This is a genomic window from Allorhizocola rhizosphaerae (genome assembly GCF_003426775.1).
In the GTDB taxonomy this organism is placed as follows: Bacteria; Actinomycetota; Actinomycetes; order Mycobacteriales; family Micromonosporaceae; genus Allorhizocola; species Allorhizocola rhizosphaerae.
On the sequence record NZ_QJUG01000007.1, the window covers coordinates 14,249 to 40,114 of the forward strand.

A 25,866-nucleotide genomic window follows, 5' to 3' on the forward strand; every position below is an offset into this window, starting at 1 on the left:
TGACCCAACAACGCTCGAAGAGCTGTGGCGATGCACAGATCAAACAGGCATTCGCACGCCCATGGCACACTTGACAGAGACCTCTGCGTTACTTCATCGACGCCCGGAGTGAGTACACCCAGCCGGTATGGGCCCCTTGGAGATTCCGGACGTTACCTTACATAGACCCCTACCAGAACGTAGCCCCCATCGCGGGTTCGTGGTCCATGCTGCTTCCATGATATCCAACCAAGAACTTCACTCCATCCCACATACCCGACAGCTGCCCCTGCAGATTTCCCGGCCTGTGGAGCCGACCGAGCCGCGTTCGGCGCGAGATGTGTTCGTGGTGCACGGGCGGGACGAGCAGTTGCGTGAGGAATTCTTCGATTTTCTCCGCGCGCTTGACCTGCGGCCGCTGGAATGGGAGACGATCGTTGCGGCGACCGGACAGACCGCGCCTTCCCTCTTGACGGTGATTCTGACAGCCCTGAAGCACGCGCAGGCCATCGTCGTCCTTCTAAGCCCGGACGACATGGTCCAGCTTCACCCCTCGCTACGAGAACCACGCGAGCCGGTCCAGGAAGTATCACCGATGATGCAGCCTCGACCGAACGTGCTCGTCGAACTGGGCATGGCGCTGGCCAGTTGTCCCGAGCAGACGATCGTCGTAGAGGTCGGGCATTTGCGCCCGGTGGCCGATCTCGGCGGGCTGAACGTCATTCGCCTCGACACCGGTGAAGTGGCGCTTGGCAAGCTGGTCCAGCGGCTACGGCTGGCGGGGTGCGACGTCGATGACGGCGGCTCCGATTGGCGCGACGGCCGGCGGTTCGCCAGTCTGGTGGCGCATGATCGTCGCCCAGTCCGGTCGGGTTGGATCGGCGGCCTGTACCGCCTGGGCCGTGTCCACCGATGATCGCGGGTGGCGAAGACCGACAAGCGCATTGCATTCTTCAGCCCACGCCAGGCGTGACCACTAAGTCGTTGTTAGTAGGTTAGGATCTCTCCGGCAACAGCATGTCATTGATGGTTGTTTGTTCAACTGAGGCGTGCGATGCTTGGTGCCTGACATAACTTGACGATAGTTGGCACGGTTCGGAGCGTGCTGAGTGGCGATCGTTCTGCCAAATAGTGATCGGCTGCCACCCGGGCCACGGCGTGAGTTCTTTGAGGCCCTACATGCCTTATACGACACCGCTGGCCGGCCGGGAGCTCGCGTCATCAGTCTTGCGATCCGCCGGAATCGTGATCTGCCAGAGACGGTGTCGCACGAAACAGTCAGCGCGGTGCTGCGCGGGGCCTCCGTGCCGAACTGGGCGAAGGTCCACTCCATAGTCTTGACGCTCGCCGAACTGTCGACCCGGGATTATGATGTCCGCCACCTGATCCAGAGGCTGCAACAGTTGTGGCTGGCGGCCGGATCAAAGTCAAATCTGGCGTCGCCCGTCGCGCCGCAGGAGCTGAAGATCCCGCCAAACGTCAGCAAGGTCCCGTCAAGCATCAATGTGGAGCGTCCGGTCATTTCTGACAGCAAGATCGTCAGTGGATTGCCGGATCGCAATCCCTTTTTCACCGGCCGCGAGCCCCTCCTGGTCGGCATGCGGGACCGATTGCAAGCCAACCGCCATGCCCCTCTGGTGCTGTACGGGCTGGGCGGCGCCGGAAAGACACAGCTTGCCCGGGAATACATCCATCGATACGCAGGTACTTACGCGATCATTTGGTGGGTGTCGGCGGACAGCGCTCAGCAGGCGCGCGCATCGCTCGTGGGCCTCGCCGACCGGCTGCCGGTGCCGATGCACAGCAGTGCCGAACAGACAGTCACTGGCGTGATCCGGCGGCTGGAGTCGGGCCTCTTGCACTACCTTCTCGTGTTCGACGGGGCCAAGGACACGGAGATCCGGCAACTTATCCCAGCGGTCGGCGGCCATGTGGTCGTGACCAGCCGCGACCCGCAGTGGGCGCATGATCCGGCGACTGTCGGTCTTGAGGTACCGGAGTTTGACCAGACGGAGGCCATCCAGTTCCTTCGCAGCCGCGGCAATCAGCTGTCTGATCAAGAAGCCAATCGGTTGATTGAAGCAACCGGCCTGCTTCCGCTCGCCCTCGAGCAGGTCGCCGCGCTACACGAGGCGACCGCACAACCCTGGCAAGAGCTGCTGGCCCAGCTGACGGAGCCGGTTCCCGGTCTCCTGTCGGCCGTGCCACCGACTCACTATCCTCTTACGGTCTCCGCAGCGTTGCGGCTCGCTCTCGCTCAGCTCGCAGCGGCCAATCCAGTAGCCGTGCTGACCATCGAGTTGTTCGCCTGGTTCGGCACGGAACCGGTGTCCATCGTGCTGCTGCGTGCCGGCCGGACCGGCGACATGTCACCACCGCTGGCACGTGCCTTGCGCGATCCGATCCAGCTCCGCAGCGTGATAGCCGATATCAACCGGTTCGGGTTGGCCCGCCTGAACGGCGAGACCCAGCGGATAGAAATACAGCCTCTGATGCGCCTCGCGCTAAGCGATGCCCTGTCATCGGAGGCACTGGAACGGGGCCGACACAACGTGCACGCGATCCTGGCGGCCGCCAACCCGGGCTGGCCGGACAACTTGGCAAGTTTTGACATGCACCGTGAAATGGCCGCGCACGTGTTGCCGTCCGGCCTCGTAGAGTCCACCGTGGACGCCGCTCGGCGGGCGGTCTATCACCAGATACGGTACCGCTTCCTCTTCGGCGACTATCGGGATGCGTGCGACCTGGCCGAAACGGCGGTCAAGACGTGGCAGCGGCCTGATAACTCCCACGGCCAGAACAATGAGTTTGCTCTGCTGGCCACCCGTGAGTGGGCTAACGCGCTCCGGGCGCTTGGTCAGTACCGGCGCGCTCGGGAAGTCACCGAAGACGGAATGAGACGGTTACTGGACGATCCGCGGTATGGCAGTGAACACGCGCACACGATCGCGATGGCCGCGGGCCTGGCCGCGGACCTGCGAATCGCGGGGGAGTACCAGCGGGCGCTGCAAATAGCCGAAGAGAATTCCCGCCGGCACGTCGGCCTATATGGCCAGACAGACCGGCGCACTGCGGTCAGCCAACACAATCACGCCGTGAGCCTACGGCTTGTTGGCGACTTCGAGGCGGCGCGGGTTGTGGACAAGGTGTTGCTGGACCTCCATCACCAGACGCTCGGGATGGAGCATAGTGTGACCTTGCTGTCCATGAACGCGCTTGCCGAAGATTTGTACGGGCTCGGCCTCTACCACGAGGCGCTTGATGTGTTGCAGACATATCTGCCCGCCCAAACCCGCATGCCGGGCTTCACCGACCGCGCAATGCTCCTGGCCGCCCGCACGGCCGCGCTTGTCCGTCGCGCGCTCGGTGCAGAGGCAGAGGCGCTGGAGTCGCTCCGAAACCACTATCACGACAGTGTCGTCTCATTGGGCTCCGATCACGAATACACCTTGGCCGCTGCGATGAGCTATGCCAACGCGCTTCGACAGTGCGGGCAGAACGAAGAGGCATACGTGCACGCCACGGACGCGTTGGGTGCATACAGGCGGACGTTGGGGCGGCGCAATCCGCTCACTCTCGCCGCGGAGGTGAACCTGGCCGTCATCCTCCGTGCCCAGGGCGAGCGCCACCGGGCTGCTCAGGCCGACAGTCTGACCACTGAGGCGCTGCGTAACACGGTCGGGGCCCAGCATCCGTTCACCATCACAGCACTGGTCAATCTTGCGACGGATCACTCGCAGCTAGGCGACGACGTAGGTGCCCGACGCCTATCGGAGAACGCGTATGAACTCGCCAAGCGGTTCCGCGGCGAGAGCCATCCGGTCGCGTTGGCGGCGGGAGCCAACCTTGCCCTCGACCGGATTGCCACCGGCGAGCCGGAGGGCGTCGCGCAGCTGGTAGACAGGGTGCTGGCGGGCATTCGGAATTCACTGGGCCCAGACCATCGGATGTTGACTGAGGTTGACAGTGGTCTCCGGATTGAGTGCGACATCGAGCCCCCCTCCACGTGACGAAACTTGACGCTCTTCCGCGCGTTCCTGACGCTGACCAGAGTGTATTTGCTGCTGATGCGAAATAGGATCTCCTCAAACGACAGAGCATGGTGCCGGGGCCTAGGCGCCTCGGTGGCGTGACCGGTTTGTGGCCTCGGCTCATGCCTTCCGAGTGGGGGTCAACCATGGAAAACGCGTCAACGACAGACAATCCGACCTGGCCGCCGTTGCTCGACGTAACTCGGCGGCCGATGGTGGAGCTGCTCGCAAACGGCGACACGGCACTGGCGCGGTGCACCAATCGGTTGATCCGAAGTCTTGATGACCCCGACGGCGTGATCTCAGCCTTCCAAAACTACGCCTTCCAGAACTTAGCTTCGTGATCGACAGGGTCTCCACCGAGGTCGTTCGAGCGGCGCAGCGGGAGGCCGCCGCATGGCCATACCGCGAGCTCGACCTGGCACGCTTGCGGGCCGATGGTTGGCACCCAACGCCGATCCACGATCTCATACTCAAGGTTCATCAGCGCTGCAATCTCGCGTGCGATTACTGCTTCGTGTACACGCAGGCCGATCAGACTTGGCGCGACCGCCCGGCGGTGATGCCTGACGAAGTTTGGCGCGCTGCAGTGGCAAGTCTCGGCCGTCATGTCCGGCGACATCGGCTCAGCGGTGTCAGAGTGATCCTGCATGGTGGAGAGCCGCTGCTGTACGGTGTGTCCCGCCTCGGCCTGCTGGCGAGCGAGTTGCGCGCCGAAATGCCCGCCGGGTGCAAGGTGCACATCGGCCTGCAGACCAACGGAGTTCTGCTCAACGAGAAGGTAATAGGCTCACTGCGGCAGCATCGGATCATGGTCGGAGTCAGTGTCGACGGGGTCGAGGCAGACCACGACCGGCACAGGGTCGGACCGAACGGCCGGGGCAGCTTCGCCGCTGTCCGGGACGCGATTGATCTGCTTCGCCGGCCGGAGAACCGGTCCATCTACGGGGGACTCCTGTGCACGGTCGCGCCCGAAACCGATCCAATCGCGTGCTACGAGCAGCTGCGTGCCTTCGAACCGCCGATGATTGACTTTCTGCTGCCACACGCCAACTGGGAGCGTCCACCGAGGCGTCCAGCCGGCACGACCACGCCATACGCCGACTGGCTGGTCAGGGTGTTCGATCGGTGGTATGACGAGTCCGACGCGATCAGTGTTCGGTTGTTCGAGGACATCATCACGCTGCTGCTCGGAGGCGGCGGGCAATCCGAGCAGGTCGGGCTCAGTCCATCGGCCATGGTCGTCGTCGAGTCAGATGGGGCGATCGAGCAGGTGGATTCGCTGAAGTCGGCGTATGACGGGGCGTGCGCGACCGGCCTGAACATTCTGCACGACGACCTTGACGCGGCCCTGGAAGATCATGGCATTGTCGCGCGGCAGATCGGCCGGGCCGCTCTGTCGGCGCACTGCCTACAGTGCCCAGTCCACCAGGTCTGTGGTGCCGGCCATTATGTGCACAGATACCGACCTGGTTCCGGCTTCCGCAATCCATCGGTGTACTGCGAGGACATGCGGATTTTGATCGGGCACATTCGCGACCGTGTCGCGGCGGAGATTCGGCAACGGGAGACCGAGGTCGTGGAAGCACGATGACAACGACGACATACCACATTCTCGGACCGGAAACACTCGATAAGCTTGCCGAAGGCGGCGGCGGTCCGGCGGCCATCGACGAGCTGCGTTCCGCACAACTCAGCAAGCATCTGCTGCTTGCCAGATATCTTCTGGAGCAGTGGCCCGGCCCCGCTTCCGAACGCGACGCCATTGCCGATGCACTCGATCGGGCCCGCACCGAGGGCCCGGACAGATTCGCGGAAACGTTCGGTGCGCCGCTGGTCGGGGCGTGGAGTGCGATCACTGCTCAGGCGGGCAGCCGGGGACAGGCCTCCGAGGCGGATTTCCGTCATCTAGGCGCCGTAACCATGGTCGCCTGCGCTGCGGCCGGTGTCGACGGCGAGGCCAGTGCCCCGATCCGGGACAACCAGATCGCGATACCAGGTCTGGGTGTGGTCGTCGCTCCCCCGACGGCGGATGCGGCGCGGTTGGTTGCCGGCGACGGTCGCCTCACTGTCTACGCCGGCGATACGGTAATTCACCTACCGCACGAGCCCGAGGTCGAAAGCTCGGTGTGGCTGCCGGTGCGGTCTCTAGCCGGCGCGGCACCGAGACATTCAATCGCCCTGAGTCTCGACGACCTGGATCCGTATCGGCACGGTCACCATGCACCGCCGGCCCCCCGGCTGGCTGCCGCGGAGGTGGACCTATGGCGCCGCTTGTTTGCCGAGGCTTGGCAGCTGCTTGCCGAGCATTTACCGGAGCGAGCCGCGGAGCTTGCCGCGGGCCTGCGGACCCTCGTACCACTCCAGCAGAAGGATAGGCACACCTCGCGGAGTGCCACGATCCGGCACGCGTTCGGTGTGTTCGGATTGACCCGGCCGCAATCCGCAGCGGACTTCGCGGTGACACTGGTACATGAGTTCCAGCACTCAAAGCTGAGCGCAATACTCGACCTGACGTCGCTTAGCGACCCGCAGGACACCCGCCGATACTTCGCTCCCTGGCGAACGGATCCCCGGCCGTTGGCCGGACTGCTTCAAGGGGTGTACGCGTTCGTCGGCGTGGCGGACACCTGGCGGGCGCTGCGTGCGGTCGATGGCATGACCGAGTTGGCCGAGCAACGCTTCGCCGAGGCACGGCTGCAGGTCGACAGCGGACTAGCCGCGATCGAGCAATCCGGCGCGCTCACGACGGCAGGCGGGCGACTAGCCACCCGTCTGCGCCACGCCACCGACACGTTGTTGGCTTCGCCGGTTCCCATCGCGACCGCTCAAGCCGCCGAACGCGCGCTGGAGCAGACGCGACGGCAGTGGCTTGAGCGCAACCGACCGTAATGGCAGGTTATGTCGGCGTCGACTCGATGTCACCCTCGGTGCGCTGACCCTGTTCTATCGCGGTGATCTGAGGATGATCCTCGCCGAGGGCCTCCCGCAAACCCGCGATCGACTCTGCGAAGAGCGCATCCGATCCCTGCTGGTCGCCTATCGCCCGGAGGTCGTGCGCCAGATTGATCGCTCGCATCAGGGCGTAGGGATGCCTGGCGCCGCCACGCGCCTCATGCCCGTGACCCGCCAGGTGAGTGCTGAGTTCCAGCATTTGCCTTGAGAGCTCCGCGGCAGCCTCATGTTCGCCGGCGAGTGCGTAATCGGTCGCGAGGGACGCACCAGCGCAGACCGTGTACGGATGATCCGGCGCGAGCACCCGGGTCAACTCCCGATAGCAATGCTGGTCCAGCTCGCGGGCACGGTCCGGTTGCTGGCACGCGCGAAAGAGGATCGCCTGGTTGACCAGCGCCACAAGAGTGAGTGGATGAGAAGAGCCGAAATTTTCTTCATACAGTGGCAGAGTATCGGCCAACTGGCGCATCGCCTCGTCGAGCTCGCCCAACTCTCGCAACACATTGGCGTAGCTGACGTTGATGGCTACCGAAAACTCGTGCACGAGTCCGAACCGGTTGTGCACCCGCTCCTGATTCTCTTGAATGATCTCGGCGGCCTCGGATAGCCTGCCGGCCTTTCGCAGTAAGATGGCGTGCGTGCGCCCGGCCAGGAGCACCTGGCTGTGCCTCGGGCCCACAAGCTCCAACAACGGAGAGCGCCACCGCTCCAGCACGTCCAGGCCCGCCTGGTAGGCACCCATACCGTAGTAGCTGCGAGCCATGTTGATGTATGCGGACAGCGCGCGGTGGTCGCCCGCACCAACAGTTTCCCAGTGCGCGGCGACGTCTCGATCCAACCGAAGCGCCTCGGCGAAATTGCCGACCATGCGCTGGTCGACTGCCAGGTTGCTTTGCGCGCGCAGCGTATATACCTCGGTTGGCCCGAACACTTCGCGGTGCAACGCGAGCAACTCCTGGTCGAAGTCGAGTGCCTCCTGATAACGGCCCTGGATCCGCAGATCGTGCCCGATCTGGTTACCCGTGATCAGCGTGATTTCATGCTGGGGCCCGAGGTCCGGGTTGCGCCGCAGCCGATCGTACGTATCGCGGGCCAGCAGAGCGGCGGGTCCACTGTCGCCAAGGGTCCGCATGGCGTTGGCCGCGCGTGCACGTGCCACCAGTGTCAGGTCCCCGTCGGGCCCCAGCCGGGTGCTTGACATGTCCTGCTCCCAGGCTTCCGCAGCCTGCAGCGCGAGCCGTCGACTGTTCTCGTAGTCACCCACGAGATACAGATAACGCGTGTGGTCCAGGACAGTCTGCCGTGCAGCCATGCTCTCGGCGTGGATCAGATCAGCCGGTTCGATGTGCGGACCCAGTTCACGTTGCCGGTGCAGTTCCCCTTGCTCATCCGGGTCACCCGGATTGGCCGCGGCCAGTATGACTTGAACATTCTTCATCGCCTGCGCCGCCAAATCGGTGGGCAGGCTGTCCCGCAGGACGCGTTGCACAAGCCGGTGTACCTGAATCCGCTGCGTCGGATCGACCTTTGCCAGACCATAACGGCTCAGCGTCCGGATGGCGCGGTTAACCGGGATGGCGGCACCCAGCATCTCGCGCAACGGCTCAGAGACATCAGCGTTCTTACCGTCGCGCAGGAGCGAGACTGCAATCGGCTGGCCGCCCAAATAGGCGAAAAGTTCGAACAGCTGAGCAGTTGCCGGGGCAGTCGAACGCAGTTCCTGTATGGCGAGGTTGACAAATGCCGCCACGGTCACCGGGTAGCCTGGCGGCTTGCCCTCAGACAGCAGATCCTTGATATGAGTGTCGAGAAGGGTGAGGTATTCGTTTATCGGCATCGCCGTGGCCAAGTGCCACGCAGCGGCCTGTTCCAGGGCTAGCGGCAGGTCGCCGAGTTTGTCCGCCAGTTCGTCCGCCTCGCCGATGGTGATGCGGAAGTTCCCAGTATTGTCGTCCTGTGTGCGCCTCTGCAACAGTTCCACACTCTCGTGGCGTTCAAAGACATCCACTTCAATGGCCTGGCCGACGGTCGCCCACTCTTGGTTGCGCGAGGTGAGCACGACGTGGCCGCCGGTTGACGGTATGAATTGATCGAGCGAGCCCAGGTCGTCGGCGTTGTCGTAGACCAGTAGCCAGGCCAAGTCGCTGCTCGACAGGGCGTCGAGCACTGTCCGCGCGGTCTGCTGTGGATCCTCGACAGTGGTGGTCAGCCCAAGTCGCTCCGCGAGTTGCGACAGCGACGTGAGCACGCTTGAGGTGTGCTCAGCGGGTATCCACCACACCAAGTCATACTCATCGATATTGCGGTAGACATACTCGACGACCAACTGGGTCTTGCCCACGCCGCCCATGCCTTGCAGTGTCTGCGGCAATACGGAGGCTTTGGAGCTGCTTCGCAGGGCCTCACTGAGCCGGTTGAGAAGCGCCACTCGGCCGATGAAATTCCGGTTGCGGATCGGCACACCGCCGCCCCAGATGACTCCGATGTGTGGCGGTTGGTTCTCTCCGGTCAAGGTGGCCGTGCGTTCGTCCGACGGGACGTGTGACTGCCGACGTCCGGCATCGCCATGTTCGCCTTTGGCGCCAAGGACAGCGAGGGTCGTGACGTCCGCACCGAGACCGCCGGCCACCATGTTGATCCACTGACGCAGCTCCACCGATCTTGGCTCACCCACGACGGAAGCCAGCCGGCTAGTGAATTTCAATAGTTGCGAAATGCCGTCCCCTGGGAGCGGCAAACGTTCCATCACACGGATCGCCGCCGGAATATCCTTCCAGCTCTGCAACGAACGCAACTCGTCGGCACCGACCAGCTCGCCCAGCGCATCGGCGACTTGCACGATGCCTATGGCCGTGAGATGGACGCTCAATGACTCCCGGTCAGCTGGCGACAGCACGGAGGCGCCCACCAGATCATCCACGAGCACCGCGACACGCGAGCTTGCTTCGCCCGGGTAGCGCCGCCGCAAAAGTGCCGCCAGCGTGCGCAGGCCACCGGAATATGCCATGCAAGATTTCGTTAGTGACACCAGATCGTCGCGGCTATCAGGGGGCCGCGGCGAGTCAAAAGGCCGATGCAGGACGGACCTCAACTCGCCGGCCAACGCCTCCCGCGCACCGGAATCGGACAGCTCCGGCACCTCCAGGAGCGCATCGACGATCAGATCGACATTCCCACGAGCATCAACGACGTCTGACATTGGGGACTCATTTCCCAGATACGCAGAATCGGTAGGCCGATACTATCGGACGCGTTGCCCAAACAAATCGCCTCTCGATGCCGATTTTGAATGAGTCCATCATCGACTTCACTTTGATCGCGGCGGTGTTGTGTGAGCATGTTTTATCTATTCATTGATTAGGTAGACTGGGCTTATCAATTAGATTGCCTGGCGAGGAGGAAGGCCCGTGCAGAGCCTTATGGGCAATGCACCTACAGGCTCGCGTTCGCCTCGACCGTTCTACCGGCCTCGTGCTATCGGCGCGCTTGACCGGGCCCGCCCACGCACTCGGAAAAGATCTCGTCGAGCACGCGCAGCGCGTTCGCGTCCGCCTCGTCGGCATCGCCCAGGGAATAGGCACAGGTGACGAGCGTCTTCCACAGGGCCCAACCGCATCCGCGCGCCCAGGTCGCCTCGCCGACGGACAGTCGCTCCCGGAACACACGCCGGCCGTCGGCGGTCAGCAATGTCCACGCGATCGCCAGGTCACACGCCGGATCACCGACACCGCATGTCCCAAAGTCGATGACGGCCGCCAGCTGCCCATCGTTGAGCAGGAGATTTCCCTGAGCGACGTCACCGTGGAACCAGCGTTCCACGCCATCCCAGCGCGCGTCCAACGCGGTCGTCCAGATCTCGCGCGCCAGGTCGACATCGACGTGACCGGCTAGTGCCGCGAGCGCCTGCTGCAACAGCCCATCGTAGGTGCGCAGTGTGCCGCCCCGGAACCAGTTGTGCTTTCCCGGGCGGGGACCGTCAGCGGTATCGACCTTCTGCAACGCCTTTAGGAACCCTGCCAGGTCGCCTGCAAATCGGACGGGGTCGGCGATCCGGTCCACGCCGGCCGGTTCGCCGTCGAGCCATTGGTAGATCGACCACGGGAAAACGTAGCCCGCACCCGGCTCGCCCTTGGCCAGTGGCACCGGGATGGGCAGCGGGAGATGGGCAGCGAGCACCGGAAGCCACCGGTGTTCCTTGCCCACCGCCAACGCGTATTCGGACGCGCTGGGCAAGCGCACCAGCATTCGGTCGCCGAGATGGAAGGTCCAGTTGTCCCAGCCATTGTCGGACACGGCCTGAACCGGCAGGTCGGCCCATTGGGGGAACTGGTCGGCGACGAGCCGGCGCACCTGCTCCACGTCGACCGGGATGCGCTCGGGCGCGGGACCGAGATCCGGTGCGGTGCTCAAGCAGGCGTCCTTTCCTGACCATGACGGAAGTGGCAGTGGACCACGACGACAACTCGTCGCTTGAGTAAACCCGCGCAGCGGCTGCGCGTCCAGGCGATTAACGCCGACAAGCTCGACAGGACGGGCCCTAGCTCCCTGACGGCAACGTGTTCCGCTGGGTTTGCCGTTACCCGCCAGGCGAATTCAAACGCTGGGCTTTGCGTTGCAGGTAACGCTGTTCTGCGGCGCTTGTCGTGCGCCGGGCCGCACCCAGGAGCGCCGCGCGGGCGGCTTCATTGTCGCCGGCCATCTCCAGCAGGTGCCCGCGTACCGCTTCGAGGCGGTGTTGTGCGGCGAGCTGCTTGTCACCCTCCAACGTGGACAGTAGGCGCAGGCCGGCCCGCGGGCCGTGCACCATCGCCAGGGCCACCGCCTTGTTGAGCGTGGTGACCGGGCCAGGGGCGAATCGTTCAAGTAGCTCATACAGGCCGAGGATCTGCTTCCAGTCGGTCTCGGCGGCGCTCGGAGCCTCGGCATGCACAGCGGCGATCGCGGCCTGTAGCTGGTAGGGGCCGAGCTCGGTGCGCGACATCGCGTCGGTGACAAGCTCGATTCCGGAGGCGATTTCCGTTGCGTCCCAAAGGCTCCGGTCCTGCTCTGCGAGCGGGATGGGCACGCCCTGTGCGTCGGTGCGCACCGCCCGCCGCGCGTGCGTGAGCAGCATCAGCGCCAGCAGCCCGGCGACCTCACCGTCCTGCGGCACCGCGCCGTGCAACATCCGGGTGAGGCGGATCGCCTCCCCGGCCAGGTCGAGCCGTTGCAGCTCGGTGCCTGCCGTGGCGGCGTACCCCTCATTGAAAATCAAATAAAGAATCTGCAGTACGGTGGTGATCCGTCCCGCATGGTCGGCGGGATCCGGTACGGCGAACCCGATTCCGGACTCCTTGATCTGCCGCTTGGCCCGCGTGATGCGCTGCCCGATCGTCGCCTCGGGCACAAGAAACGCGTGCGCGATCTCGGTGGTGCTCAGCCCGCCCACCGCCCGAAGCGTCAGCGCCACCTGCGATGCGGGGCTCAGGACGGGATGACAGCACAGGAAAAGAAGCAGCAGTGAGTCGTCCTGTTGCGCACCGGGCACGCTCATCCGCGCCGGAGCCACGCGCATTGCCTCGGCGAAATCGCGGTTCTCCCGCTCGCGCCGGGATTGGTCGCTGCGCAACTGGTCGATGAGCCGGCGCGAGGCCACCCGGATCAGCCAGGTGCGCGGCTCGCCGGGCACTCCTTCGGCGGGCCACTGCGTCGCAGCGGCGAGCAGCGCCTCCTGCACGGCGTCCTCGGCGGCGTCGAAATGCCCGTAGCGGCGCACCAGCGCGGCGAGGACCTGCGGCGCGTTCTCACGCAGCAGGCCCTCGAGATCCCGTGGAAACGTCACAGCCCCGCCGTGTCGTCGGGTAAGCCGCCGCCGCCATCCATGATGGGCCGCACCTCGACGGTATCGCCCACGTTGGCGACGATCCGCTTGGCGATCTCCACCGCCCGGTCGTGCGTGGCCACGTCCACGATGCCGAAGCTCACCAGCACCTCTTTCGCCTCGGCGAACGGGCCGTCGACGACCACCGGGCCGCCCTCGGCGGGACGGACGGTGCGCGACAGGGACGGGTGCCCGAGGCCCTCCGTCGACACCGCCTCGCCCGACTCGATCAGCTCCTTGCCGAGGTCCTCGTAGAACTGGCAGGCGGCGATGAACTCGGGGCTGGTGACATCGACGTTGTCCCAGTCGGACTGCTTGGTGTAGGCCAGCAGGATGTATTTCATGACGTCATCCTCACGCCGTCGGTCTCGTATCCGCCACCCGGCCACACCCACTTGGCGTGCAGCGAGTTGCCGTCCTCGCTGAGCACGGTGGTGCAATAGGCGGGCGAGCCCTTCTCGCCGCCCCAGATCGTGAGCGTGTTGCCGTCGATCTCGTAAATGTAGTCCAGCGTGCTGCCGTCGGTGCTGTAGAAGCGCGACTTGACCTCCTCGCTGGGCTCGCCGAACAGCGGCCTCTCGTGGCCGATCACCTCCAGCCCCTTCGCGGCGTGGCCGTCCTGGGTCACGTCGACGTGCTGCAGCAGGAAGTGGCCGCCCTCCATCCACTCGTAGCGGACGGTGCCCTGGGCGCCGCCGGTCAGCTTCCACGTCCCGATCAGCCGGTCGAACTCCTTCATGGCTTGCTCCCTCTCCTTGGGTTTGCGTTCTGACACGGGTACCTCGGAGTGGCGCCCGGCTTTTCGACACCGGTCGGGAAATTCTTCCCAAGATTTTTTTCTAGAGAGTAGGAAATACCGGCCCGGACCGTAATCTGGAGGTACGGATCACGTGCCCCGGAGGATTCACCGGCCATCGAGATCGGCGTTGTCGGGCCGCACGACCTCGTCGACGAGGTGGCGGCTGCTGCACGAGGACGCGCAGATCGTGCTTGGCCTGGCCCGAGATGTCCGGCAGCGGCGAAGGGCTGCTCAAGGAGATCGTGGCCCTCGGCGGCACCTTCCTGCTCGTCACCACCCGCAGACCGCTCTACACGGCCACCGCCGGCTTGACCGCGCTGCCGATGTTGCGCCGGCTCGCCGACCGGCACGACCGGGTGCGGATCGGTTTCGGGCTGGGCCGCAGCGCCGCCGAGGCGGAAGCCCTGGCTCGCCGCGCGCTCGCGCGGGCCCGGCGCATCGGTGAGATCGCCGCCGTCCTTTCGCTACGCAGCGACACCGACATCGTGCTCCACACCACCGCAGGGGCTTGAGCCGGCCGGGCGCGCCGAACGGGCCGGCAACCTGACCTCGGGGACAAACGGCCGACCCTTGACGCTTTATCTCCTGTCGCTGTGAGGGCCGGCCTCGATCCGGCTCAACCGCGCAGGCCGGTGGTGGCGATGCTGTTCACCAGGTACCGCTGCAGCACGCCGAACACCACCAGGCACGGCAGCACCGAGATCGCCGCCGAGGCCATGATCTGCGCCAACGGTACGGTTTCGGTGCGCAGCGTCGCCAGGCCCACCGTGAGAGTCCGCATGTCGTCGCTCTGCGCCACCACCAGTGGCCACAGGAAATCGTTCCAGTGCCACAGGAACACGAACACGCCCAGCGTCGCCAGGATCGGCCGGGTCAGCGGCAGCACGATCCGCCAGTAGATGCGCCACTCCGACGCTCCGTCCACCTTTGCCGCGTCGAACAGCTCCGCGGGCAGGTCGCGGATGAACTGCCGCATCAGGAAGACCGCCTGTGAGTTGGCCAGCGTCGGCACGATCATGCCCCAGAACGTGTCTATCCCATCCATCTCGGACACGAGCACGAAGTACGGGATGAGCATCGCCTGGAACGGCACCATGAGCGTGGCCAGGAACGACCACATCAGCGTGTCGCGGCCGGGAAACCGCTTCTTGGCGAACGCATACCCGGCCATGGAGGCGGTGAGCAGGATCAGCACCACGGACACGACCGAGTAGACCAGCGAGTTGATCGTCCAGCGGGTGAACCCCGCGGCCGAGAACACGCGCTCGATGTTGTCGAAGGTGAGCCGGTCAGGCAGGGCCGCCGGCAGTGTCGGCGCGCCCTCCGGGGTCAGTGCGACGACGAACATGAGCACGAACGGCGTCACCGTGATCACGGAGACGATCGCGAGCAGCGCGGTCAGCGAGAGGTTCGCGAGTGTGAAACGCCGCCGCAGCGCGGCTTCGGCAGGGGCGGTCATGTGTTCTCCCGGTCGAGGATGAACCGCTGGATCAGTGACACCACGAGGACGATGGCGAACAGCACCACGCCCATCGTCGCGGCGTAGCCGAAGTCGAAGAACCGGAAGCCCTGGTCGAACAGGCCGAACACCAGCGTGTAGCTGGCCCGCACCGGCCCGCCACCGGTCATCACATAGATGGTGTCGAACACCTGGAACGCGCCGATGGTCTCGATGACCAGGACGAAGAACAGCGAGGGGCGCAGCAGCGGCAGCACGATGCGACGCAACCGCTGCCACGGCCCGGCGCCGTCCACCCGCGCCGCTTCCAGATAGGACGTCGGGATCGCCTTGAGACCGGCCAGCAGGATGAGCATCGAGTACCCGAACCCCTTCCACGCCGACACCGCCGCGAGCGACGGCAGGACCAGCGTCGTGTCGCCGAGGAAGTCGACCGGCCCGAGGTCGGCCTTTGCCAGCAGCCCGTTGACCAGACCGTCCAATTCGTACACCCAGCGCCAGATGATGCCCGCCAGCACGAAGCTGGTGACATAGGGCAGGAACAGCGCCCCACGGAACAGCCCTCTGGCCCAGATGACGCTGTTGAGCAGCAGCGCGGTGCCGATCGAGATCAGCACGGTGAACGGCACGTAGAAGGCGCTGTAAAGCAGCGTGGCTTTGAGGCTGACGGCGAACACCGGGTCGCGCATGAGGCGGGCATAGTTGTCCACGCCCACGAAATCGAACTCACCGCTGATCTTGTAGTCGGTGAAGCTCATGCCGAGCGCACCGAACGCCGGCACGAACCGGAACACCACGAACAGCACCAGCATCGGCAGCACGAACAGCAGGCCGGCCGCCGGCTCACGCAACCGCTCGCGCCATGGCGCCTTGCCGCGGACGCCGAGGCGCTGACGGGGGCCGCGCGGCGTCGCCGGCCTCCCGTCAGCGTTCTGCGTCACCGTGTCGGGCAACGTCTCCGCCACGCTCAACCGCCCAGCAGGGCGTTGGCCTCTTTGGCCGCGTCGTCGAGCGCCTGCTGCGCCGACTTCTTGCCCTGCAGCGCGGCCTGGATGTGCGGTGCCAGGACCGACATCACCTGGCGCGCCTTGGGATGGGTGTCACCCGGGTACAGCTTGTCGATGGCGGCGGCGAACTTCTTGGCGTTCTCGGAGGCGTCGGGCACCTGGACATCGGAGCGGGTCGGGAAGAATCCGGACTCCTTGGCCAGGCCCGCCATCACCTCGGGCGTGGCCAGGTATGCCGCCAGCTTCTTGGCAGCCGCGTTGCCCGCCGCGTGCTTGCCCAGCACGACGCCGCCGGGAAGGCCGAACGACACCCTGCGCTTGCCCTCGATGGGCTGGCCCACGACGACGTTCTCCGCGCCGATCGCCTTTTCGATCTGCGACAGTTGGCTGAGTTGCACCGTGGGCAGGACGGCCGCCTTGCCCTGGGTGAACGCGCTGCCTTCGAGGGACGAGGTGCTCGTGGCCGCGCCCTGCTGCAGCCCGCCGACCGCCGCGAGGTCGAGCAGGAACTGCAGCGCCTGCACGCCCGCCGGCTGGTTGAACGCCACCGACTTGCCGTCGGAGCCGAAGACCGAGCCGCCGTTTTGCCACAGCAACGGATAGAACGTGAGGTTCAGCGTCTCGTTGGGAGCGCCCGCGTAGTTGAGCACGGAGACCCCGGAGGCGGCGAGCTTGGGCGCCGCGTCCTTGATCTCGGCCCAGGTGTCGGGCACGTCGGTGATGCCCGCCTTTGCCAAGGCCGCCCTGTTGTAAACCGGCAGCGTGGCGGTGTGGTAGATCGGCACGCCGTAGAGCTTGCCGTTGACCGACAGCGCGTCGAGCGCGCTCTTGCCAAAGGCCGACTTGTCGGCGAGCACGTCATCCACGGGTGCCAAGGTGCCCTGCTGAACATACTGCGGTATCTGGTCGGGCCCCAGCACCACCAGGTCGAAGCCCTTGCCCGCGGCAAGTGCCGTGGTGACCTTCTCCTGGCGGCCGTCCCACGGCTGTAGCTCGATCTTCGCGTCGATGCCCGCGTTCGCGGCCTCGAAGTCCTTCTCCACCTTGGCCCAGAAGGCTTGGCTCTTCGCCTGGTCGGAGATCACCGGATACATCCACAGCGTGACGTTGCCACCGCCGCTCTGCTCACCGTCGTCACCGCCACAGGCGGCGAGCGCCGCGGACAGCGCCGCCGCGAGGCTTAATGCCATGACCTTTCTCATCAGCATCCTTTCCTCCACCATCACCGACGCGCACCTTCGCCGCCAACACCGGCCAGATACCGGTCCTGACCGAAATATAGGAGTCAGTCGCCAACAAGGTCAAGGCACCGATGCCGACACGTGACCATCGACCTCACCGGGCACGACCGTGCTTGACCTCGACGTTCGCAGCCACTATCTTTCGGTCATGACCGTTATTGAAGGCGGGCGCGTAACGGTCACGGACGCGCACCGGCTGCTCGGGCCGGTGCCTACCGACGACGTCCCGTCCGCTACCGTAGCCGGACTGCTCGCCGAACTCGACCGGCTCGCCATCGACACGGCCTACGTCACCCATTCCTATGCCCTGTTCGGCGACCCTGCCGAGGCCAACGACGCGTTGTTTGCCGCCGTCGCGGGCGTGCAACGGCTGCGCCCGGTGCCCGTCGTGATCCCCGCGATCGGCGGCGCCGCGGTTCCATCCACAGTGGGCGATCTCGACACCCTGCCCGCCCGCGGCGTCGCGATGGTCCGGCTCGCACCGTCTCGGCACCGGTTCGACCTTACCGGCCCGGTCGCGGCCCGCTGGCTCGATCGCCTCGCCACGCTCGGTCTGGCCGTCGCGGTCGATCTGGAAGACACCACCCCGGCCGCACTCCGGACCGTCGCCTCGGCGCATCCCTCACTGCCGCTGCTGGTGCTGGGTGGCGGGTTCCGGCGGCTGCGCGAGCTGGGCGAGCTGCTCGATGTCGCGCCGAGCGTGCGGCTGGAGACGGGCTCGCTGAACACGTCGGGCGCGGTCGAGTGGATCGCGGCCCGCTGGGGCGCCCACCGGCTCGTGTTCGGCACCGGGGCGCCGCTGCTCGACGACGCCGGGCCTCGGTTCCAGCTCGACCAGCTCAACCTGTCTGCCTCCGACCGCGCGCGGATCGCGTCGGGTTCACTCGCAGCCATGGTCGCAAGCCCGTCCACACCGGACGATCCGCCGCCGCCCTGGACCGCGCGGCCACCCGGCCCGGTGCTCGACGCGCACGGGCACATCGGCGGCTGGCACGACTTCTTCATCCCGGACTCGACCGCGGCGGGGCTGGTCGCCACCGCGGAGCGGGCCGGCGTGACCGCCATCGGCGTCTCGCACCTGCTCGCGGTCGGGGCTGATCCGGCCGAGGGCAACCGGCGCGCGCTCGAAGCCGCCCGGGAGCACCCGGGCCGGCTCGGCGTCTGGCTGGTCGCCAACCCGCAACGTCCGTCCCAAGTGGACGCGCTGCGCGAGCAGTTGGCGCAGCCGCACGTGTGGGGCATCAAGCTGCATCCCGACGTGCATCAGTGTGCCCTGGACGATCCCGCGTATGCGCCGGTGTTCGAGCTTGCCGCCGAGCATCGAGCGCCCGTCCTGGCGCACGGCCAGACGGGCTCGCCGTGGTCGGATCCGGTGCTGTTCGCCGAGGTGGGCCGGCGCCATGCGGAGGTGCCCCTGCTCATGGGGCATGCCGGGTTGTGGGCGCACGGGTTCGCCCGCGCCGCCCGCCTGGTCGCCGACGTCCCCAATGTGTGCCTGGAGACGTGCGGCTCCCGGATGACCGCGGGCTGGATCACCCGGCTCGTCAAGCTCGCCGGTGCGGATCGGGTCATCTACGGCTCCGACGCGTGCTTCCTGGACCTACGGCACGGCCTCGGCCGGGTGATGGGCGCACGGCTCACCGAGCCGGACCGCGCCGCCGTGCTCGGCGGCAATCTCGCGCGACTGCTCCACATTGGAGGAAAGGCATGACCGATCTGGCGCTGCACGGCGGCACACCCGTGCGCGGTGAGCCGTGGCCAGCGTGGCCGCCGCCGCTCGACGATGCCCAGCGGCGACTGCTGCTGGAGGTCGCGCAGAGCGGGCGATGGGGCGCCACCCAGGGACCGCACTGCGGCCGGCTCGCCGAACGGTTCGCCGCGTTGTGCGGCACGCCGCATGCGGTCGCGCTCGGCAACGGCACGCTCGCGCTTTTCGTTGCGCTCAAAGCGCTCGGTGTGCGGCCGGGCGACGAGGTCATCGTGCCCGCATACACGTTCGTCGCGTGCGCCACCTCCGTGGTGCTCGCCGGCGCCGTGCCGGTGGTCGTGGATGTCGACCCTTCCCACCTGCACCTCGACCCTGCTGCGGTCGAGGCCGCGATCACGCCCCGCACCACGGCGCTCATGCCGGTACACCTGGCGGGCAGTCCGGCCGACATGACCGCGCTGCTGCGGCTGGCCCACGAGCACGGCCTCGCGGTGGTCGAGGACTGCGCGCAGGCGCATGGCGCGCTCTACGACGGCAGGTCGGTCGGCGGACTTGGCGACGCCGGCACGTTCAGTTTCCAGTCGAGCAAGGCCATGACCGCGGGCGAGGGCGGGCTCGTCGTGTGCCGTGACCCCGAGGTGTACCAACGGCTCTGGTCGCTGTGCAACGTCGGGCGGCGCATCGGCGGGGCATGGTACGAGCATCCCGAGGTCGGCTGGAACCTGCGGCTCACCGAGCTGCAGGCGGCGCTGCTGCTGCCGTGGCTCGACCGGCTCGACACCGAGATCGACCGGCGCGAGGCGTTCGCCGCGCGGGTGACGGCCCTGCTTGAGGAGGCGGATATCGGCGCTTCCGTGGTGCCGCAGCCGCCCGGCACGACCCGCGATTCGCGCCATCTGCTGATGATTCGGTTCGACCGTCCACTCACGACAGACGAGGCGGGCTTCGTCGTCGAGGCTGCGAGCGCTGAAGGGGTACCACTTGACAATGGTTATCCGCCTTTGGGAGAACTGGCCGCCGTGCGAAAGAGCGGCGCGCGGGTCGAGCCGTACCCGCACGCCGCCGAGGCGTCTCGCCAAGTGTTCTGGCTCCGTCAGCAAATCATGATGGCCGACCCTGCCGAGGCAGCCGATGTCGTGGCCGCACTGTCCAAAGTGCTCACTGCGCTTCGTACCTGGCCGCGGTGACCACGAGACGCGTGGCCTCAGGCCACGTGATGACGCCGTCGCGGGCGAGGCGGGTGGAAACGACGGCCACATGAGCGGTCAGCCCGCCCCGGTGCGGCCAATCGGCCTCGTCCTTGATCAAGTCGTCGACGGTGCAGCCATTCGCGGTGGCCCTGTTCGGTACCCCGCTGTCGACATCACGGATCGTCACGGTCGCCGACGGGTCGGGGTGCGGGCACGGGCCGGCCGGCAGGTCGTAGCGGAACAATTGGCTGCCGCTGCTGAAGTACACGTCTCCATTGCTGTGCACGGCCAGATGCGTGGCCGCTCCGGAGCGCAGGACATGCTTTTGCCCGCTGGCAAGGTCGAGGCGGAACACCTCATTGCCGGTCAGCACGCCGTAGAGCATCTCGTCGACGGCGTTGTAGGCCAGTTGCCCCGAGCCGCTCGTGCTGCCGCTGTAGGTGTGCCGGACGGTCACCTGCCGGCTGGCGGTGTCGACGGCGAACACCTCGCCGCCCGCGATGCCCCACAGCCTGCCCTGCCCGTCGAACGTGAGCGCGGGGATGGTCGGCTTTCCGGGCGCGGGCACCATCTCCCAGAGTTTGCGCCCTTCGGCGACCGACCACGCGAACACCTTCGCCTCCGGCTGCGTCGGCAACGTCGCGCTCTGTCCACTGTAGATGGACGTACCGCCGTAGATCACGCCGTCCCGGTAGGCCAGCGACACGATGCTCTGATCGGTGACGACGTGGCGCGTCTTCGAGATCAGGGCGCCGGTCGTCGTGTCCCATATGGCCAGTACCCCGCCGAGGTGCCCGAGGTCCGGCATTGTCCCGACGGCGAGCAGGTTGCCCGCGCCGACCAGCGCCCGCGGCCGGATCTGCAGCTCGGGCTTGAGGTCGAACAGGCGCAACGGGTTCTGGTCCGGCACCGGTTCGGGGCTTGGTGAGTACTCGCTGCTGTTCCACGGCTTGGTCGGATCGTAGGAGTAGACGCGGGCGTCAGGGTACGCCCCGATGTAGAGCCGGCCGCCGTGGCCGAGCATGTCCTCGCTCTGCGAGAAGGTGTGGAACTCCTCGGTGCGGCCGGTGTCGGGGTGGACCGCGGCGAACCCGCCGTTGAGGAACCCGCCGGCGTAGACGCGCCCGTCCGGGCCTTCGGCCAGCGCGGTGATGTCGATCGGTTCGCCGGCAATGGTGGTCGGCACGAACGAACGCGCCCCCGTGGTGGGGTTGTAGCGGAACATCATGCCCCGCCACAGCAGCCCCACGATGCTGCGGCCCGGATAGTCGGGCAGGCCGAGCTCGGCCCAGCCGATGCCACGAGAATTGGCGACGCGGCCGATGAACGGCATGCCGGTGCCGGTCTCGCTGCCGTCCCCGGGGTCGTAGCGGATCAGCTCGCCGGACCGGATCAGGTACACGCGGCCCTGCTCGTCGGCCGGCGGAACCTCCAGCCCGTGCACGTTGTCGATGCGGTCGATCCACTGGCCGGTGACGAGGTCGTAGACGAATAGCGGGTTGGGGAAGGCGGTGCCATAGCGCACGTAGAGGTGGTCGCCGACGATGTCCACGTCATACACCCAGTCCGCGGTGACATCGCGGCCCGGCGGGTCGGGCAGCTGCCGCTTGGCGCCAGTGGCGATGTCGACCTCGAACATCTTGGCGGGCGGGTTGGTACCAGCGTAGATCTTGCCCTGGTAGACCGCGAGGCTGCGGACGTATTGGTGCCCGGGTGACAGTTGGCCGTAGTCGCGGTACTGGCCCGTGCCGGGGTTGTAGGAGAACAGTTTGCCGTTGGGCGACGTGCCACCGTACACAATGGACTGCTCGTCCGTTGCCACATCCCACACGAAGGTCTCGGAGGCGATCGGCTTGCCGAGGTCCACCACCCCCGTGGCGGCGGTCCAGCGGAACAGCTTGCTGCCGCCGTAGGTTCCGACATAGACGCTGCCGTCGGGCGCGGAGTCCACGGCCCACGAGCCGCCGGCGCCGGGCAGGTCCAGGCGCGCGATCGCTTCGCCCGTCGCCGGGTCGACGGCGTTGAGGTGTGCGGGGGCGCCGGAAGAGGCGCTCCAGAGCACGGTCCGGCCGCCCGGTCCGGGGGCCACTGTGCCGCCGACGAGCAGAACATCCTGTAAAGGCACGCCAAGCGACGAGATGCGCTCGCCCTCGTTCGCCGATCCGGCGCCACCGCCGGCCGCCACGAGGACGGTGGCCGCGAGTGCCGCGGTCGTGGTGGCCGCCAGCCACCTGCTTTTCATCGATATTCCTCCCTTGTAGATTTCGGTCCGGTCCTTAAAGCTAGAGAGCACGAACAGCAGGCGTCAAGGAGGGGAGAAATGTCATCACGCTATGTAGCGGTGATCCGCGGGGTCGTCGCTGCCGCCCTCGCGGTCACGGCCGGAGCGGTCTTCGTGCCCGGATCCGCGTCCGCCGCAACACTTCCGGGCGACAAGGCCAACTATGTCGTTGCCATGGGGCACCTCGCCGACAACTTCCGGGGCAACTGGGTCCGGCTCGGCACCTATGAGTTCAAAACCACCGGCACGGTGACCGCCCGGATGTGGTTGTGGTCGCAGACCAGCCCCGTCTCGCGGGTCGGCACGGGCACCACCCCGGACAGCTCGTGCTCGACCACGTCGGGCTCGTCGACCAGCCGCGTGCGCACGTGCGAAATCCTCACCGCGGGCGGCTTCACCAGCACCGCGCCGGAGACCCGCACCGGCACGTTTACCACGTCAACGCAGACGGTGGGTGGCGTGCCGACCCAGGTCGTGAGCATCAGCTGGCAGGTCAGTGGAGCGTGGACGGACGAGTGGTATGTCCGCAAGGATGCGGGCGGGCTGTTGTCCAGATTGGACTTCAAGTACAACACCAAAGCCCTTTATGGATATGGGTACGGAAGCAATGCCGCGCTGACCACGCGGCGCGCGATGAGTTCGGTTGTCGCCTTCCCGGGCACCCTCCAGCTGGATCAGTACGGTTGGTCCAAGGACAACGTCGCCTACTCTGACGGGGTCTTCCAGCACACCTCGTTTCGCACCTGTGACGTCACGACGCACTGCATCACATATGTGCAACCGTCGTCGTCTCGGGCCTGCCAGAACGACGGCGGTTGCCCCGAATACGGCGGCGGCACGGGCCCAAACGTCACCTCCATCCAGTACTACATCAGCAAGATGTCAAGCTACGACAGGCGCGATTCGCTGTGGCACTGGTGCACCTGCCTGGCGATGGAGCAGGGCCGGTTCTGCTACACCGGCAATTCCCACGTCAAGCCGATGCTGCAAATCATCGACGACACCGGGGCTTTCCGCGGCTGGGTCGGCGTCGAGGCATCGTTCTATCCCCGAGACACCAGCGAATACCGCGACCGCGACATGATCTCCGTCTTCCGGCTGAGTGACTTCAGGTAACGAGCCGACGGGGTTGCCGGGCACGCGTCCTCCGTATTACGGTCAGGACCATATTCCTAACCGGGAGGTCGCATGCTCGGCAAAACGCTCCGGCTGATTGTGGGGACGGCGCTCGCGGTGTCCGTGGGCGCCGTGCCCGCGGCCCAGGCCGCCCCGACCACCACCACCACGGCCGCACCGCCCACCGGATGCGGTTTCCAAGCCCTCGGCACGCTGCCGCTCAGCGAAACCACGACCGCGGGCACGGCGCTGGACGCCGACCACCCGTCCGGTCCGCGCGTCTACTCGGTCACCTCAAGCGCTACCCGGGCCGTGCTCGGCGTGCGCGACGCCGTGACCGGCGAGCTGCTGCACGAGGCCGGATTGCCTGGCGCGCTTGGCTCCTGGGCGGTCACCGTGGCCGCCGACCATCGCGTCTATGTCGGCAGCTACTCGGCGGGCCGGCTCTACAGCTACGATCCGGCCACACAGCAAGTCAAAGATTTGGGGGTACCCATTCCGGGCGACACCTTCATCTGGACGGTGGCCGCTGCTCCGGACGGAAGCGTGTGGGGCGGCACCTCGTACCACGGCCATGTGTTCCGCCACGATCCGGCGACGGGCGTCACCACCGACCTCGGCACGCCCATCCCCGGCGAGCAGTTCGTGCGCGACCTCGCCATCGGTGAGGACGGCACGGTGTATGCGGGCATCGGCTCGATGACGATGGCCGTGGCCGTCCTCGACCCGGCGGGAAACGTGCGCGAGCGGATCGCGCCGCCCGGCGGTGTCGGCACGTCCGGATACGCCTACGACGTCGACGTGGTGGGCGATCGCTTGCTGGTCCGTTTCCAGAACACGGCCGGCGAGGGGTGGTTCGCCACATACCACCTCGCGGATCGGCGGTGGAGCACTCCGGTGTCCGAAGTGGACAGCCTCACGATCGGCGGGGGCCGGCACGGCAACGACATCCACCTCGTGCGGCAGGGTGAGCTGACCGCCTACGACCTGCAGACAGGATCGTTGCGCGGCACGGGTTTCACCGACCTGGGCGACGGCGCGCCGCGACCCCTCGGCTGGATCCACGTCCCCGGTGCCCGCGGCCAGACCCTCGTCGGCACCGCCTCCGGAGGCGGGATGTGGCACTACCGCCCGCACGAAGGCACCGGCCGCCGCATCGAGACCACGCTGACCGCGCAAGCCGTGGCGATCCGCTCCCTGGCCGCCGGGCCGGACGGGCTCGTCTACGCGGGCGGGTTCTTCAGCGGCGGTCTCGCCACCTTTGACCCCGCCAGTGGAAACACCGTGGGGCGCAAGGGGATCGGCCAGATCGAGGGCATGATCGCGCACGGCGGCAAGATGTACCTCGGCGTGTACCCGAACGCGCGCGTGTACGAATACGATCCGAGCGTGCCTTGGCAGCGCGGCAGCAACCCGCGGCTGCTGTTCGAGCTGGGCTCGCAGGAGCAGAGCCGGCCGTTCGCCTGGGCCTCGGCCGGTGAGTACGTCGCGTTCGGCACCGTGCCGCAGGCAGGCGCCGTGGGCGGCGCACTCGGCCTGTACCACCCGGCCACCGGCGAGACCCGCGTCAGACGCGACATCGTGCCCGGCCACAGTGTCGTCGGCCTGGCATACCGCGACGGCGTCGTCTACGGCACCACGTCGACGTGGGGTGGCACCAACCAACCACAGGACGACGCCGCCGTGGCCTTCGCCTACGACATCGCGGCGGATCGCGTGCTGTGGCAGACCGCGCCGGTACCGGGTGATCTCGCGCTCGGCGCGATCGCCTTCGCGCCCGACGGAAAGCTGTGGGGACTGACGGTCGACGCACTGTTCGAACTGGACCCGGCGACCGGGGCCACGCTGCGGTACCAGAAATTCGCCTCTTATCCATGGGACCGCGTCGACCACGTCTGGGTGGACACCTACCTGGAGCTCGCCGCCGATGGCACGCTCTATGGCAAGGTGCAGGGCCGCACCTACCGCATCGCCCGCGACACCATGACGCTGAGCCAGATCGTCCGCCCGACCTCCATCATGGTGAAGGGCCCGGACGGCCACCTCTACCTCTCCCGTGACCAGAACTTCTTCACGTACCGCATCTGCTGAAGCGACAACAGGTCCTTCTCCGCTCGACAACCGGTCGCGGGATCGATGACTGCGAAAGCGTCACGGAAGCGGCGTGGAAGCCGGATGGAAGTGCGCTCACCCATGCTGGCTTTGGTGTGCTGTCCCGGCGACGTGGCCGGGACACACGA

19 protein-coding genes are annotated in these 25,866 nt (G+C 66.6%); 10 read left to right on the plus strand and 9 right to left on the minus strand.

Annotation, left to right across the window (positions count from 1 at the left end; genetic code table 11):
- The first annotated feature begins 286 nt into the window (after positions 1 to 286).
- The 5 genes from DM816_RS02510 (at position 287) to DM816_RS02525 (ending at position 6,902) form a co-directional block, all read left to right on the plus strand.
- Positions 287 to 895 (plus strand): TIR domain-containing protein, encoded by a 609-nt coding sequence (locus DM816_RS02510; protein ID WP_211588515.1) that lies wholly within the window; start codon positions 287 to 289, stop codon positions 893 to 895.
- Between the two features lie 193 nt (positions 896 to 1,088).
- Positions 1,089 to 3,989 carry an FxSxx-COOH system tetratricopeptide repeat protein gene (gene fxsT, locus DM816_RS02515; RefSeq protein ID WP_162907023.1) on the plus strand — a complete coding sequence of 967 codons (2,901 nt, stop codon included), beginning with the start codon at positions 1,089 to 1,091 and terminating at the stop codon, positions 3,987 to 3,989.
- Positions 3,990 to 4,156: 167 nt separating this feature from the next.
- Positions 4,157 to 4,354 carry a hypothetical protein gene (locus DM816_RS42090; protein WP_162907024.1) on the plus strand — a complete coding sequence of 66 codons (198 nt, stop codon included), beginning with the start codon at positions 4,157 to 4,159 and terminating at the stop codon, positions 4,352 to 4,354.
- Positions 4,355 to 4,437: 83 nt separating this feature from the next.
- Positions 4,438 to 5,604 carry an FxsB family cyclophane-forming radical SAM/SPASM peptide maturase gene (locus DM816_RS02520; protein ID WP_246001468.1) on the plus strand — a complete coding sequence of 389 codons (1,167 nt, stop codon included), beginning with the start codon at positions 4,438 to 4,440 and terminating at the stop codon, positions 5,602 to 5,604.
- A complete protein-coding gene (locus tag DM816_RS02525; RefSeq protein WP_117208408.1) occupies positions 5,601 to 6,902 on the plus strand; it encodes an HEXXH motif domain-containing protein in 1,302 nt (433 codons plus the stop codon). Before DM816_RS02520 ends, DM816_RS02525 begins: the two co-directional genes overlap by 4 nt.
- A gap of 7 nt (positions 6,903 to 6,909) precedes the next feature.
- Here DM816_RS02525 and fxsT (DM816_RS02530) read toward each other — a convergent pair whose 3' ends face one another.
- From fxsT (DM816_RS02530) to DM816_RS02550, 5 genes are all read right to left on the minus strand, one after another.
- Positions 6,910 to 10,164, minus strand: coding sequence for an FxSxx-COOH system tetratricopeptide repeat protein (fxsT, locus tag DM816_RS02530; RefSeq protein WP_117208409.1), 3,255 nt, complete (start codon positions 10,162 to 10,164; stop codon positions 6,910 to 6,912).
- Between the two features lie 275 nt (positions 10,165 to 10,439).
- Positions 10,440 to 11,375 carry an aminoglycoside phosphotransferase family protein gene (locus tag DM816_RS02535; protein ID WP_117208410.1) on the minus strand — a complete coding sequence of 312 codons (936 nt, stop codon included), beginning with the start codon at positions 11,373 to 11,375 and terminating at the stop codon, positions 10,440 to 10,442.
- 166 nt (positions 11,376 to 11,541) lie between these two features.
- Positions 11,542 to 12,786 (minus strand): RNA polymerase sigma factor, encoded by a 1,245-nt coding sequence (locus DM816_RS02540; protein ID WP_117208411.1) that lies wholly within the window; start codon positions 12,784 to 12,786, stop codon positions 11,542 to 11,544.
- A complete protein-coding gene (locus DM816_RS02545; RefSeq protein ID WP_117208412.1) occupies positions 12,783 to 13,169 on the minus strand; it encodes a YciI family protein in 387 nt (128 codons plus the stop codon). Before DM816_RS02545 ends, DM816_RS02540 begins: the two co-directional genes overlap by 4 nt.
- A complete protein-coding gene (locus tag DM816_RS02550; RefSeq protein ID WP_117208413.1) occupies positions 13,166 to 13,564 on the minus strand; it encodes a hypothetical protein in 399 nt (132 codons plus the stop codon). Before DM816_RS02550 ends, DM816_RS02545 begins: the two co-directional genes overlap by 4 nt.
- 266 nt (positions 13,565 to 13,830) lie before the next feature.
- On the opposite strand from DM816_RS02550, the gene DM816_RS02555 reads away from it, so the two are divergent.
- Complete coding sequence (locus DM816_RS02555; RefSeq protein WP_117208414.1) at positions 13,831 to 14,136, plus strand: hypothetical protein; 306 nt, start codon at positions 13,831 to 13,833, stop codon at positions 14,134 to 14,136.
- A 104-nt stretch (positions 14,137 to 14,240) separates the two neighbouring features.
- Here the strand turns inward: DM816_RS02555 and DM816_RS02560 are convergent, their stop codons facing one another.
- Genes DM816_RS02560 through DM816_RS02570 form a run of 3 tightly spaced genes read right to left on the minus strand, consistent with a single transcriptional unit; the run spans position 14,241 to position 17,292 of the window.
- Positions 14,241 to 15,083 carry a carbohydrate ABC transporter permease gene (locus DM816_RS02560; RefSeq protein WP_117208415.1) on the minus strand — a complete coding sequence of 281 codons (843 nt, stop codon included), beginning with the start codon at positions 15,081 to 15,083 and terminating at the stop codon, positions 14,241 to 14,243.
- Complete coding sequence (locus DM816_RS02565; protein WP_211588516.1) at positions 15,080 to 16,048, minus strand: carbohydrate ABC transporter permease; 969 nt, start codon at positions 16,046 to 16,048, stop codon at positions 15,080 to 15,082. The genes DM816_RS02560 and DM816_RS02565 overlap by 4 nt, the downstream gene beginning before the upstream one ends.
- 2 nt (positions 16,049 to 16,050) lie before the next feature.
- Positions 16,051 to 17,292 (minus strand): ABC transporter substrate-binding protein, encoded by a 1,242-nt coding sequence (locus DM816_RS02570; RefSeq protein WP_162907025.1) that lies wholly within the window; start codon positions 17,290 to 17,292, stop codon positions 16,051 to 16,053.
- Between the two features lie 187 nt (positions 17,293 to 17,479).
- Between DM816_RS02570 and DM816_RS02575 the strand changes: the two genes are divergently transcribed.
- A complete protein-coding gene (locus DM816_RS02575) occupies positions 17,480 to 19,042 on the plus strand; it encodes an amidohydrolase family protein (protein WP_162907026.1) in 1,563 nt (520 codons plus the stop codon).
- Entirely contained in the window at positions 19,039 to 20,226 is a 1,188-nt protein-coding gene (locus tag DM816_RS02580; protein ID WP_117208418.1) for a DegT/DnrJ/EryC1/StrS family aminotransferase, read from the plus strand. Before DM816_RS02575 ends, DM816_RS02580 begins: the two co-directional genes overlap by 4 nt.
- Here the strand turns inward: DM816_RS02580 and DM816_RS02585 are convergent.
- Positions 20,198 to 22,471 carry a ligand-binding sensor domain-containing protein gene (locus tag DM816_RS02585; protein WP_211588517.1) on the minus strand — a complete coding sequence of 758 codons (2,274 nt, stop codon included), beginning with the start codon at positions 22,469 to 22,471 and terminating at the stop codon, positions 20,198 to 20,200. The two genes, DM816_RS02580 and DM816_RS02585, sit on opposite strands and share 29 nt — an antisense overlap.
- Positions 22,472 to 22,549: 78 nt before the next feature.
- On the opposite strand from DM816_RS02585, the gene DM816_RS02590 reads away from it, so the two are divergent.
- Complete coding sequence (locus DM816_RS02590; RefSeq protein WP_162907027.1) at positions 22,550 to 23,626, plus strand: hypothetical protein; 1,077 nt, start codon at positions 22,550 to 22,552, stop codon at positions 23,624 to 23,626.
- Positions 23,627 to 23,698: 72 nt separating this feature from the next.
- Positions 23,699 to 25,717, plus strand: a complete 2,019-nt coding sequence (locus DM816_RS02595; protein WP_117208420.1) for an NHL repeat-containing protein — start codon at positions 23,699 to 23,701, stop codon at positions 25,715 to 25,717.
- Positions 25,718 to 25,866: the final 149 nt, after the last annotated feature.

Bases quoted from the DNA above. Each gene is read 5' to 3' on its own strand.
- DM816_RS02595 (WP_117208420.1), top strand. From the start codon at position 23,699: ATGCTCGGCAAAACGCTCCGGCTGATTGTGGGGACGGCGCTCGCGGTG.
- DM816_RS02545 (WP_117208412.1), bottom strand. From the start codon at position 13,169: ATGAAATACATCCTGCTGGCCTACACCAAGCAGTCCGACTGGGACAAC.
- DM816_RS02560 (WP_117208415.1), bottom strand. From the start codon at position 15,083: ATGACCGCCCCTGCCGAAGCCGCGCTGCGGCGGCGTTTCACACTCGCG.
- DM816_RS02570 (WP_162907025.1), bottom strand. From the start codon at position 17,292: ATGAGAAAGGTCATGGCATTAAGCCTCGCGGCGGCGCTGTCCGCGGCG.
- fxsT (WP_117208409.1), bottom strand. From the start codon at position 10,164: ATGTCAGACGTCGTTGATGCTCGTGGGAATGTCGATCTGATCGTCGAT.
- DM816_RS02555 (WP_117208414.1), top strand. From the start codon at position 13,831: ATGTCCGGCAGCGGCGAAGGGCTGCTCAAGGAGATCGTGGCCCTCGGC.
- DM816_RS02580 (WP_117208418.1), top strand. From the start codon at position 19,039: ATGACCGATCTGGCGCTGCACGGCGGCACACCCGTGCGCGGTGAGCCG.
- DM816_RS02575 (WP_162907026.1), top strand. From the start codon at position 17,480: ATGACCGTTATTGAAGGCGGGCGCGTAACGGTCACGGACGCGCACCGG.
- DM816_RS02550 (WP_117208413.1), bottom strand. From the start codon at position 13,564: ATGAAGGAGTTCGACCGGCTGATCGGGACGTGGAAGCTGACCGGCGGC.
- DM816_RS02590 (WP_162907027.1), top strand. From the start codon at position 22,550: ATGTCATCACGCTATGTAGCGGTGATCCGCGGGGTCGTCGCTGCCGCC.
- DM816_RS42090 (WP_162907024.1), top strand. From the start codon at position 4,157: ATGGAAAACGCGTCAACGACAGACAATCCGACCTGGCCGCCGTTGCTC.
- DM816_RS02585 (WP_211588517.1), bottom strand. From the start codon at position 22,471: ATGAAAAGCAGGTGGCTGGCGGCCACCACGACCGCGGCACTCGCGGCC.
- DM816_RS02525 (WP_117208408.1), top strand. From the start codon at position 5,601: ATGACAACGACGACATACCACATTCTCGGACCGGAAACACTCGATAAG.